The 12,684-nt window shown below is 64.1% G+C and carries 5 protein-coding genes; all 5 read left to right on the forward strand.

The window, feature by feature from the left end; genetic code table 11:
* Positions 1-35: 35 nt before the first annotated feature.
* The 5 genes from C4J93_RS00750 to cysC all read left to right on the forward strand — a co-directional run bounded on the left by C4J93_RS00750 (position 36) and on the right by cysC (position 12,680).
* The gene (locus C4J93_RS00750; protein ID WP_124428327.1) at positions 36-1,649 is read left to right on the forward strand and encodes a glycosyltransferase family 39 protein; all 1,614 of its coding nucleotides are present in this window, start codon (positions 36-38) and stop codon (positions 1,647-1,649) included.
* 110 nt (positions 1,650-1,759) lie between these two features.
* Positions 1,760-2,602 (forward strand): sulfotransferase, encoded by an 843-nt coding sequence (locus C4J93_RS00755; protein ID WP_124372365.1) that lies wholly within the window; start codon positions 1,760-1,762, stop codon positions 2,600-2,602.
* A gap of 49 nt (positions 2,603-2,651) precedes the next feature.
* A complete protein-coding gene (locus C4J93_RS00760; protein ID WP_124428328.1) occupies positions 2,652-10,529 on the forward strand; it encodes an Ig-like domain-containing protein in 7,878 nt (2,625 codons plus the stop codon).
* A gap of 41 nt (positions 10,530-10,570) precedes the next feature.
* Entirely contained in the window at positions 10,571-12,085 is a 1,515-nt protein-coding gene (locus C4J93_RS00765; RefSeq protein WP_124428329.1) for a TolC family protein, read from the forward strand.
* Complete coding sequence (cysC, locus tag C4J93_RS00770) at positions 12,069-12,680, forward strand: adenylyl-sulfate kinase (protein ID WP_124428330.1); 612 nt, start codon at positions 12,069-12,071, stop codon at positions 12,678-12,680. The genes C4J93_RS00765 and cysC overlap by 17 nt, the downstream gene beginning before the upstream one ends.
* Positions 12,681-12,684 lie beyond the last annotated feature (4 nt).

Here is a 12,684-nt window from a genome sequence, read left to right on the forward strand (position 1 = left end):
TTGCCTGGTAAACGGGCTGTGTCTGGGGAGTTGAGGTGCGACGGTCTGTGGTAGAACAAGACGACAAAGTGGCGGCACTTTCCGTAGTCAATCGCCTTTCGAGCGCCTGGGAAGGCGCCGGTTGGCTCAGCCGTTTGTGGTGGGTGCCGATCCTGGCGCTGGCCATGGCCGTGCGGTTTTATGGCCTGACGGCTGCGGCGATCTGGGGCGATGAGGGCTCAAGCCTGCTGCTCAGCGAATACGCCCTGGACGACCTGTGGTTTCACGCCGCCCATGATGTGCACCCGCCGCTGTACTTTTTCATGCTGCGCGGCTGGATCGAACTGTTCGGCGACGGCATCTGGTCGATTCGCGGCATGAGCGCGATCCCCGGCGTGCTGGCGGTGGGCCTGGGCGTCTGGCTCACGCGGCAACTGTCTACCCGTCGCGCTGCGGTGCTGGCGGGGGTGCTGCTGGCGCTGTTCCCCTCCGCCGTGCGCTACAGCCAGGAAGTGCGCATGTACTCGCTGCTGGCCGTGTGGTTACTGGGGGCCACGCTGGCGCTGGTGTACTGGGTGCGCCAACCCGCGCGCACGCGTTTCCTGGTCGTTTATGCGCTGTTGATGGCCGCCGGTTTTTATACCCATTACTTCACTGCACTGTGCGTGCTGGTGCACTGGGCTTACCTGGGGCTGCTGTGCCCGTCCCAGGCGCCCGGCCAGCGCCTGATCCTGCGTCCGTCGTGGTGGTGCGCCAATGCGCTGGTCGTGGCGTTGTATTTGCCCTGGCTGCCGAACCTGCTTGACCTCGTGCAACACGTCGAACAGCTCAAGGTCGGCGGTGACATTGGCTGGGAAGACCCGGTCACGTTGACCTCCGTGCCGTCGATGATCTGGCAGTTCACGCTTCAGGATGAAGGCGTGGACTTCTGGCGACCGCTGTTCTGGCTGTTCCCGCTGTTGTTGATCGCCGTCGTGATAGCCACCGCCTGGCAGGATCGCGAGCGCCATCACCCGGCCCGCCTGCTGGCGCTGTTCTTCCTGTTGCCGCTACTGCTGGTGTATGCGGTGTCGTTCATCTCGCCGGTGTTTATCGAGCGCTACCTCACGGTATACGCCCTGGGCTTGCCGATCCTTGTGGCCCTGGCCATCGACCGCCTGCCCACGCGCCTGGCATGGCTGGGCGCGGCGTTGTGCGTGGTGTTTGTCGGAGTGGAGCTGCTGGGGCTGAAAAACAATGCCACGGTGGATGTGCATGATCAGTTCAACGTGCCGGTGGAGTTCGTCAACCGCAACTACCAGGAAGGCGACCGCATCGTTCTCAGCGACATGATGTGGTACCTCAGCTACGTGTATTACGACCAGACCGACGCCCAACTGCAGCTTTACACCCCGCCCAGGCCCGACGGCACGCCGACTCGGCCGAATGCCTATGGCTTCGGCACCCTGGTGGATCAGGACGGCGGGCGCATCTACCTTGACCGTCTGTCTGCCTTAGCGCCCGACACCCGCCGTGTCTGGCTGATCAGCAGCAACGAACTGCCGGATGAATTCGCGCCGATTCCGCCAGGCTGGCAAGAACTTTTGCAGCAGGACGGCGGCGGCGCGCGGGCGCGGCTATTCGTGCTGTGTGGCGGGCCAGAGCCTTCGCGGCCCGCCGGTTGCCGCTAATCACGAATTGGTATTAGGTGCATGCCAAAATAGTGGCAAATGATCGCTAGTCGGCACTGTGTTTCTCAACTACGCTCCGGCCCACAAACGGATTTTTGTCCTACAAAGTGGTGAACGGATTGCAGTATCACTTTATCTCGGGCTTGCCGCGCTCCGGCTCGACCCTGCTCTCTGCGATTTTATTGCAGAACCCGCGTTTTCACGCCGGCATGAGCAGCCCTTTAGGCACTTTGTTCAATGGTGTGCTGGCGCAGTGCAGCGCCGGCAGCGAGTTTGGCTCGGTCATCGATGCCAACACCCGTCGTCGCCTGTTGCGCGGCCTGTTTGATTCCTACTACGCCGACAAAGCCTCCATCCCGGTGGTATTCGACACCAACCGCCAGTGGTGTGCGCGCATGCCTGCGCTGCACGACCTGTTTCCCCAGGCCAAGGTCGTCGCCTGTGTGCGCAACGTCGCCTGGATCATGGACAGCCTGGAACGCCTGTATCGCGCCAATCCCTTCGAAAACACCAAGCTGTTTGGCGATGACGTCGAGCGCAACACGGTCTACAGCCGCTGTGAAACCCTGGCCCAGCGCAACCGTCTGGTCGGGTTTGCCTGGGCTGCGCTCAAGGAAGCCTATTACGGTGAGCATGCCGATTCTTTGCTGATCGTCGATTACGACTTGCTCAGCCAAGCCCCGGAGCGGGTCATGCGGCTGGTCTACGATTTTATCGGCGAGCCGTGGTTTGAGCATGACTTCGACAACCTCGCCTACGACGCGCCGGCATTCGACGAGGCGCTGGGCGTTGCCGGCTTGCACAAGGTCCAGCCCAAGGTGCGCTTGCAGTCGCGGCGCACCATCCTGCCGCCGGACTTGTTCCAGCAGTACACCGAGTTGTCGTTTTGGCAGGACGGCTCAGCCAGCGCCGCCAATGTGATTCGTATGAAGGCCAACGCCGCGATCAGTTGATCGCGGCGTTTTCATTTTTCTCAAGAACGTTTGACGCCGGGTGAGCAGCATGTGGTGGAGCAATCGCAAGTCGCGGGAAACCGAAGCAGTACGGGCACGGGTCTCGCCGATGATCATGCACCTGGAGCCGCGCATGCTGTTCGACGGCGCAGTCGCCGCCACCGTGGCTGAAGCGGCGCAACCCGACAGCCATCCCACCGCTGACGCCGCCAAGCCGCCGACGGCTGACCACCCGAGCGTGAGCAAAGACACCCACGGCCAGGCCGACGCGCCAGCCGTTTCACCCGTAGCCGTGCCCGGTCAAACCGTGGTGTTCGTGGATGCCCGGGTCAAGGACTCCGCCAGCTTGTTGCAAGGCGTGGCCCCGGGCGCCCAGGTCATCCAGCTGGATGCGAGCAAGGACGGCCTGCAGCAGATTGCCGACTACCTCGACACTCACCAGGGCGTCAGCTCGGTGCAGATCATTGCCCACGGCAACGCGGGCGATCTGTGGCTCGGTACTACCTACCTGTCGGCCGACAATGTCGCGGCCCGCAGCGCGGTGCTGGGGGAAATCGGCAAGGACATGAACGTTGGCGGCGACATCCTGATTTACGGCTGCTACACCGCCGAGGGCGAACGCGGCCTGAATTTTGTCGATTCCCTGGCGCAGTTGACCGGCCGCGACGTGGCGGCGTCGATCAACCGCACGGGCGTGGGCGGCGACTGGGACCTGGAGATCGCCACCGGCTCCATCGAAAGCGCCAACGTGCTGTCGACCAAAGCCATGAGCGATTACCAGTGGGGCCTGGCGACCTGGACCGCTACCAACAACCTCAACACCGGGGTCGGCTCGCTGCGCGCGGCCATCGCCTCGGCGCAGAACGGCGATATCGTCACGTTCAATTCCGGCCTCTCCGGCTCGACCGTGGCGCTCACCTCCGAGTTGCTGATCAATAAAAACATCACCGTCGATGGTGACCTGGACAACAATGGCACTGCAGATATCACCCTCGATGGCCAGTACCGGTCCCGCGTCGTGGAAATCGCGTCCGGCAGTACGGTAACCCTCGATGGCCTGGTCATCACCAAAGGGCTGGTGGCGGGCAACGGCGGCAACGGCGGCGCGGCAGCGGCGGGCGCGATGGGCGGGGGGATTTTCAACGCTGGCACCCTCACGCTCAACAACGTGACGGTCACCGCCAACGCCGCGTCCGGTGGCGGTGGCGGTGGTGGCGTGACGCCCGCCTATTCCGGCGGCGGTGGCGGCGGCGGCGGGGGTATCGGTGGGGGAAGCGGCGGCCATGGCGGTTCGACCGGCCCAGGCAACCTCACGTATGCCGGGGGCGCCGGCAGCGCAGGCGCTGGCGGCTACGGGGGGGGCTACTCAGTCAACGACATGGGCGGACGCGGCGGCACCAGTACCGGCGGCCTGGGTGGCAATGGCGCCTCCGGCTACAGCCACGGCGGTGACGGCGGATCGGCGACCAACGGCACGCTTTCGATTGGCGGTGGCGGTGGCGGCTCCGGCTGGGACAAGGTCGGCGGCGTCGGCGGCAATGCATCGGGCGGTATCTACAACGCTTCAAGCGGCACCCTGAAAGTGATCGGTGCTTCGGTGATCAGCAACAACATCGCGGCCGGCGGCGGCGGTGGGGGCGGCGGCAGCGGCGGCAAGATCTTCGACGGCGGCGCCGGTGGTCGCGGTGTGGGGGCCATCTGGAACAACGGCGGGACCGTGTTGATCACCGCCGCCAACTTTGCCGCACTGAGTGGTAACGCCGCGGCCAGCGGGGCAGGCGGCCCTACGAGCGGGGGCACTGCGGGTACCTCGCCGAGCGCGCAGCCCTCGATTTACAGCAGTGGCGGCGTCCTCAATACCGCCTATGTCGAGCCCCCGACCGCGACCATCGTGCTGGCTGATAGCGCCCTGAAAATCGGCGATACCTCCCTGGTAACCATCACCTTCAGCCGGGCCGTGAGCGGTTTCACCAATGCCGACCTGGCCATCGCCAATGGCACGTTGACGGCCGTTTCCAGCGCCGACGGCGGCATTACCTGGACGGCGACGTTTACGCCCACCAATGCCATCTCGGACACCACCAACGTTATCTCCCTGGACAACACCGGCGTGGCGGCCATCTCCGACGGCGCAGTCGGCGTCGGCACCACCAATTCCGCCAACTACGTGGTCGACACGCTTCGCCCGACGGCCACGATCGCTATCACCGACACGGCACTCAAAGCCGGCGAAACCACGGCAGTGACCTTTACTTTCAGTGAAGCCGTAAGCGGTTTCACCAACGCTGACCTGACCATCGCCAACGGTACGCTGACGGCTGTCAGCAGCGGCGATGGCGGTATCACCTGGACGGCGACCTTTACCCCGACCACCGCTATCACCGACGCCACCAACCTGATCACCCTGGACAACACCGGCATTGCCGACCAGGCCGGCAACGCCGGCAGTGGCACCACCGATTCGGCCAACTACGCCATTGATACGGCCCGGCCGACCGCGACCATCGTGGTCGCCGACAATAACCTGAGCATCGGTGAAACCTCGCTGGTGACCATCACCTTCAGTGAGGCCGTGAGCGGTTTCACCAACGCGGACCTGACCCTCGCCAACGGGACGCTGTCGGCCGTCACCAGCGGCGACGGCGGCATCACCTGGACGGCCACGTTCACGCCCACCAACAGCGTCACTGACACCACCAACGTGATTACCCTGAATAACGCCGGGGTAGCAGACGCTGCCGGAAACACCGGGCAGGGCACCACCGATTCGAACAACTTCGTGGTCGACACCACGCGTCCGACCGCTACCCTTGTCGTGGCCGACACCGCGCTGGCCATTGGTGAAACCTCAACGGTCACCATCACGTTCAACAAGGCCGTCAGCGGCTTTACCAACGCGGACCTGGCTGTCGCCAACGGTACGTTGTCGGCCGTCAGCAGCAGCGACGGCGGCATCACCTGGACCGCGACGCTCACCCCGACGGCCAGCATTACCGACACCACCAACCTCATCACCCTGGATAACACCGGGGTCAGTGATGCGAATGGCAACCAGGGCCTCGGCACCACCAGCTCCAACAACTACACCATCGACACCCAGCGTCCGGCTGCATCCATCGTGATGGCCGACACGGCCCTGAAAATCGGCGACACCTCGTTGGTGACCATCACCTTCAGTGAAGCCGTGACGGGTTTCACCAATGCCGACCTGACGATTGCCAACGGCACATTGACGTCCGTCAGCAGCAGCGACGGGGGGATTACCTGGACAGCGACGTTTACCCCTGCCGCCAGCACCAGCGACACCACCAACCTGATCACCCTGAACAATACCGGCATTGCCGACCAGGCCGGCAACGCCGGCAGCGGCACCACCGATTCGGCCAATTACGCCGTCGATACCGCCCGGCCGACCGCGACCATCGTGGTCGCCGACCCGGTGTTGAGCGCCGGTGAGACCTCGTTGGTCACCGTAACCTTCAGTGAGGCCGTCAGCGGTTTCACCAATGCCGACCTGTCGATTGCCAACGGCACGTTGACGGCCGTCAGCAGCAGCGATGGCGGGATCACCTGGACCGCCACCTTCACGCCGACGCTTGGCGTCAACGACGCCACCAACCTGATTACCCTGGCCAATACCGGCGTCGCCGACCTCGCCGGCAACGCCGGGTCCGGCACCACCAACTCGGCCAACTACACGATCGACACCGTACAGCCGACAGCGACCATCGTGGTCGCGGACACCGCGTTAAGCGTCGGCGAAACGTCACTGGTCACCATCACCTTCAGCGAAGCGGTCAGCGGGTTCAGCAACGCCGACCTGGCCATCGCCAACGGTACGCTGAGCGCGGTGAGCAGCAGCGACGGCGGTATCACCTGGACGGCGACGTTCACGCCCGCCAGCGCCATTACCGATGCCAGCAACCTGATCACCCTCGACAACAGCGGTGTACAGAACGGCTCGGGCAACGTCGGCACCGGTACCACCGACTCCAACAACTACGCCATCGACACCCAGCGCCCGACCGCCAGCATTGTGCTTGCCGATACCGCCCTCGGCGTCGGCCAGACGTCGCTGGTAACGGTCACTTTCTCCGAGGCGGTCACAGGCTTTACCCTCGCTGACCTGACGGTTGCCAACGGTACCTTGAGCGCCTTGAGCAGCAGCGATGGCGGCATTACCTGGACCGCAACCTTCACGCCGACGGCCGGAATAACCGACACCAGCAACCTGATCACGCTGAACAATACCGGCATCGCCGACTCGGCCGGCAACGTCGGCAGCGGCACCACCGATTCGAACAATTACACCATCGACAGCCAGCGCCCAACGGCCACGATCGTGGTCGCCGACCCAGTGTTGAGCGCCGGTGAGACCTCGCTGGTGACCATCACCTTCAACGAGGCGGTTTCAGGTTTCGACAACAGCGACCTGAGCGTGCCCAACGGCACGCTCTCGGCGGTGAGCAGCGCCGACGGTGGCATCACTTGGACGGCAACCTTCACCCCAAACGCTAGCGTGCGCGACACCACCAATCTGATCACCCTGAACAACGCCGGGGTCGCCGACCTGGCCGGTAATGCCGGTACCGGCATCACCAACTCGGGCAACTTCACCATTGATACGGTGCAACCGACGGCAACCATCGTGGTCGCGGACACCGCGTTAAGCGTCGGTGAAACCTCACTGGTCACCATCACCTTTAGCGAAGCGGTCAGCGGTTTCAGCAACGCCGACCTGGCCATCGCCAACGGTACGCTGAGCGCGGTGAGCAGCAGCGACGGCGGCATCACCTGGACGGCGACGTTCACGCCCACCAGCGCCATTACCGATGCCAGCAACCTGATCACCCTGGATAACAGCGGTGTACAGAACGGCTCGGGCAACGTCGGCAGCGGCACCACCAGCTCCAACAACTACGCCATCGACACACAGGCCCCGACTGCGAGCATTGTGCTTGCCGATACCGCCCTCGGCGTCGGCGAGACGTCGCTGGTAACGGTCACCTTCTCCGAGGCGGTCACAGGCTTTACCAACGCCGACCTCGCGGTTGCCAACGGTACCCTGAGCGCCTTGAGCAGCAGCGATGGCGGCATTACCTGGACCGCAACCTTCACGCCGACGGCCGGAATCACCGACACCAGCAACCTGATCACGCTGAACAATACCGGCATCGCCGACCAGGCCGGCAACGCTGGCAGTGGCACCACCGATTCGAACAACTACACCATCGACAGCCAGCGCCCAACGGCCACGATCGTGGTCGCCGACCCGACCCTGGCCGCCGGGGAAACCTCGCTGGTCACCATCACTTTCAGCGAGGCGGTTGCAGGTTTCGATAACAGCGACCTGAGCGTGCCCAACGGCACGCTCTCGGCGGTGAGCAGCGCCGACGGTGGCATCACCTGGACGGCAACCTTCACCCCGAACGCCAGCGTGCGCGACACCACCAATCTGGTCACCCTGAACAACGCCGGGGTCGCCGACCTGGCCGGTAATGCGGGCACCGGCATCACCAACTCGGGCAACTTCACCATCGATACGGTGCAACCGACAGCGACCATCTTGGTCGCGGACACCGCGTTAAGCGTCGGCGAAACCTCACTGATCACCATCACGTTCAGCGAAGCGGTCAGCGGTTTCAGCAACGCTGACCTGGCCATCGCCAACGGTACGCTGAGCGCGGTGAGCAGCAGTGACGGCGGCATCACCTGGACGGCGACGTTCACGCCCACCAGCGCCATCACCGACGCCACTAACCTGATCACCCTGGATAACAGCGGTGTACAGAACGGCTCGGGCAACGTCGGCAGTGGCACCACCGACTCCAACAACTACGCCATCGACACACAGGCCCCGACCGCCAGCATTGTGCTTGCCGATACCGCCCTCGGCGTCGGCCAGACGTCGCTGGTAACGGTCACCTTCTCCGAGGCAGTCACCGGCTTTACCCTCGCCGACCTGACGGTTGCCAACGGTACCCTGAGCGCCTTGAGCAGCAGCGATGGCGGCATTACCTGGACCGCGACTTTCACGCCGACGGCCGGGATCACCGACACCAGCAACGTAATCACGCTGAACAATACCGGCATCGCCGACCAGGCCGGCAACGTTGGCAGCGGCACTACCGATTCGAACAACTACACCATCGACAGCCAGCGCCCAACGGCCACGATCGTGGTCGCCGACCCGACCCTGGCCGCCGGGGAAACGTCGCTGGTGACCATCACCTTCAGCGAGGCGGTTTCAGGTTTCGACAACAGCGACCTGAGCGTGCCCAACGGCACCCTCTCGGCGCTGAGCAGCGCCGACGGTGGCATGACCTGGACGGCAACGTTTACGCCGACCAGCGACATTCACGACACCACCAACCTGATCACGCTGGATAACGCCGGTGTCAGCGACCTGGCAGGCAATGTCGGCAGTGGCGTGACGGGCTCCGATAACTTCAGCATCGACACGCTGCGGCCGACCGCGACGGTTGTGGTCGACCACGGCGCATTGAAGGTGGGTGAGACCGCCCAAGTCACCATTACCTTCTCCGAGGCAGTCAGTGGCTTGAGCACCGGCGACCTGAGCGTGGCCAATGGCACTCTGGGCAACCTGGCCTCCAGCGATGGCGGCGTGACCTGGACCGCGACCCTGACGCCGACAGCCAACATCACCGACACCAGCAATCTGGTCACGCTGAACAACAGCGGCGTGCAGGACGCGGCCGGCAACGCAGGCAGCGGCACCACCGATTCCAACAACTATGCCGTCGACACCCAACGCCCCACCGCGAGTATTTCCGTGGCCAACGGCACCTTGGGCATCGGGCAGACCACCACCGTTACCATCGCCTTCAGCGAAGCAGTGAGCGGCTTTGACCTGTCGGACCTGAGTGTGGCCAATGGTGTGCTGTCCAACCTGGCAAGCCAGGATGGCGGTAAAACCTGGACCGCCTTCCTGACCCCGACTGCGGTGATCAGCGATGCGACCAACCTGATCGTGCTGGATGCCGGCCAGGTCAATGACACGGCGGGTAATGCCGGCAGCGGCATTGCGATCTCCAACAACTATGCGATTGATGGCGAACGTCCCACCGCGACGATCAGCATCGCCAACCCGAACCTGACGGTGGGCCAGACCACCACCGTGACCTTCACCTTCAGCGAAAAAGTCAGTGGCTTTGACCTCGATGACCTGAGCGTGGCCAACGGCAGCTTGTCCAACCTGGCTACCAGCGATGGCGGCCAGACCTGGACGGCCACTTTGACCCCGGCAGCTAACCTCAACGACCCGAGCAACTTCATCACCCTCGATACCGGGCTGGTGAATGACCTGTCGGGCAATACGGGCAGCGGTTTTGCCAACTCCAACAACTTCTCGATCAATACCGTCACGTTGACTGGCGACCCGCTGTTTCGCGTCACCGAGCCGGCACCGTCGCAGGTGGCGACGAACGTGCCATTGCAGCCCGTTATCTTCGGCCAGCCGACCGGCAATCTCGGCTCACTCATCGGCTTCTCGCCGTTGTTTGCACCGCGCGAAATAGGCGCGGGCTTGCCGCCCCTGGGCAGTATCTTCATTCAAAACGGTGCGTCGGCGCCGAGCTTTATCGCCCAGGTGTTCAGCAACAACGACGCCGGTGATGGCAGCGGCAAGGGCTTTCTCGGCTTTGGCGGCGGCGATGGCGGAGTGTTTGGTTCAAGCTCCTTGTCGAGCCTGTTCAACCGTGAAAGCGGTGGCGACGAGAGCGGCCTCAAGGCGTTCGACAGCAAGTCGATCAAGGGCCAGTCCGACCCGGCCCACGGGTTGCGTGGCGTATTTGGCGCGCCGACCCTCGGCCAGCAATTGCAGCAACTCAAGGACACCGAACAACGCCAGGTGATTGACCTGGCGCATGCACTGCAACAGGTCGGCATCAGCGAAATGCAGGCTTGAACATACTTAACTCAAGACGCAGGAACAGGGGCGCTCCAAGGATGAAAACAGGTCATAAGTTGTTCGGCGCCAGCTTGCTGGCGCTGGCGATCGGCGGTTGTGCGGTCACCAGCGAGCCGATTGAACGCAGTGTCAGTGAGCAGCGAGCCCGCAGCGATCTGCAAGGCATGTACAAGGACCAGGAGCCGCTGAGCGGCCCGCTCACGTTGCACCAGGCCATGGCCCGTGCGGTGAAGTACAACCTCGAAGGCCGCTTGAAGATCATGGAAGAAGCCCTGGCCATGCGTCAGTCCGACCTTTCCAGCTTCGACATGCTGCCGCGCATGGCCCTGTCCGCGGGCTACGCCGGGCGCAACAACACCAACGCCTCCAGCAGCCAGAGCGTGCTCAGTGGCAACCAGTCGCTGGAACCGTCCACCTCCCAGGACCGCGACCGCCGCGTGGCGGACCTGACCATGGTGTGGAACGTTCTCGACTTTGGTGTGAGCTACATCAGCGCCAAGCAGCAGGGCGACCAGCGCCTGATCATCCAGGAACGTCGGCGCAAGGTGATCAACACCATCGTGCAGGACGTGCGCTCGGCCTATTGGCGCGCCGTGGCGGCTGAACGCTTGCTGACCCAGATCGACAGCCTGATGGCGCGGGTCAACCAGGCCCAGACCAACAGCCAGAGCATGAGCGAGCAGCTCATCGGCGACCCGGTGCAGGCCCTCGGTTACCAGCGCTCGCTGATCGAAGCCACGCGCCAGTTGCAGGAACAGCGCCGCGCGCTGTCCCTGGCCAAGACCGAACTGGCTACCCTGATCAACCTGCCCATGGGCACCGACCTCAAGCTGGTAACGCCGGATGACTACAGCGTGCCGCAACTGAAGGTCAAGCTGGCCAGCCTGGAGCAGGAAGCCCTGGCCAACCGCCCTGAACTGCGCGAGCAGGACTACCAGACCCGCATCAGCGCCGCCGAAACCCGCAAAGCCATGCTGCGCCTGCTGCCGGGCCTGGAGTTTTCGGCCGGAGGCCATTACGACAGCAACTCGTTTCTGGTCGACAACCGCTGGGCCGACTACGGCGCCAAGATCACCTGGAACCTGTTCAACGTGATCTCCGCACCGGCCGCCATCGACGTCGCCAAGGCCGGTGAAAACGTCGCGACAGCCCGACGCCAGGCGATGTCCATCGCGGTGCTGGCCCAGGTCTACGTGGCCAACGCCAATTACCAGGAAGCCGTGCGCCAGTTCAAGACCAGCGAACAACTGGCCAGCATCGACGGGCAAATCCTCACCCAGTTGCGCAACCGCCATGAGGCCGCCGGGTTAGGTGAGCTCGACTTGATCCAGGGCGAACTCAACACCCTGCAAGCCGACCTGCGCCGCGACCTGGCCTACGCCGACCTGCGCAACGCCTATGGCCAGATCTTCGCCAGCGCCGGGCTCGACCCGTTGCCCGAAGAGCTGGACTCGGACCGCGTGCAGTCCATCGCCACGGCGTTGGCTGGCCGCGAATCAGCGTGGGCTGCCGGCAATATCACCACGCCGGTGCCACGTGCCGTCGCCAAATAACCTGGTGGCGCCGACGGCGAGCGTCACTCGCCGTCAACGCGAAGCGCGCAATGGGCATCGCGGCGTGGCGATCCTGCTCACCGGTTTGCCTGCCTCGGGCAAATCCACCCTGGCCCAGGGGCTGCACGCAGCGCTGTTCGAACAGGGCCGGCAGAGCCTGGTCCTCGACGGCGACGCCTTGCGCGGTGGCCTCAATAAAGACCTGGGTTTTGCCGACAGCGATCGCCTGGAAAACATCCGCCGCGCCAGCGAACTCGCGGCATTGCTGGTGGAAAACGGGCACATCGTGATCCTGGCGTTGATCGCGCCGCTGGTTGAGCTGCGCGCGGTGTTTGCCGAGCGCCTGGGCGCGGATTATCGCGAAGTATGGTGCAGCGCCTCACTGGCGGTGTGCGAAGGCCGCGACCCCAAGGGTCACTACGCCCGGGCGCGAAGGGGAGAACTGCCGGGGTTCACCGGCATCGGCTCGCCTTACGAGCCACCGCCCCATGCGTCGCTGGTGCTGGATACCGGCGTGCTGTCGGCACAGCAGTGCGTCGAGCGGTTGCTGGCGTGGCTGGCGCCTGGGCTAGACTCTGGGAAATCGTCTTCTTAGGAGC

The organism is Pseudomonas sp. R2-37-08W (assembly GCF_003851705.1).
Taxonomy (GTDB): Bacteria; Pseudomonadota; Gammaproteobacteria; order Pseudomonadales; family Pseudomonadaceae; genus Aquipseudomonas.

Coding starts and splice junctions, on each gene's coding strand:
- C4J93_RS00760 (WP_124428328.1), top strand. CDS start 2,652: ATGTGGTGGAGCAATCGCAAGTCGCGGGAAACCGAAGCAGTACGGGCA.
- C4J93_RS00765 (WP_124428329.1), top strand. CDS start 10,571: ATGAAAACAGGTCATAAGTTGTTCGGCGCCAGCTTGCTGGCGCTGGCG.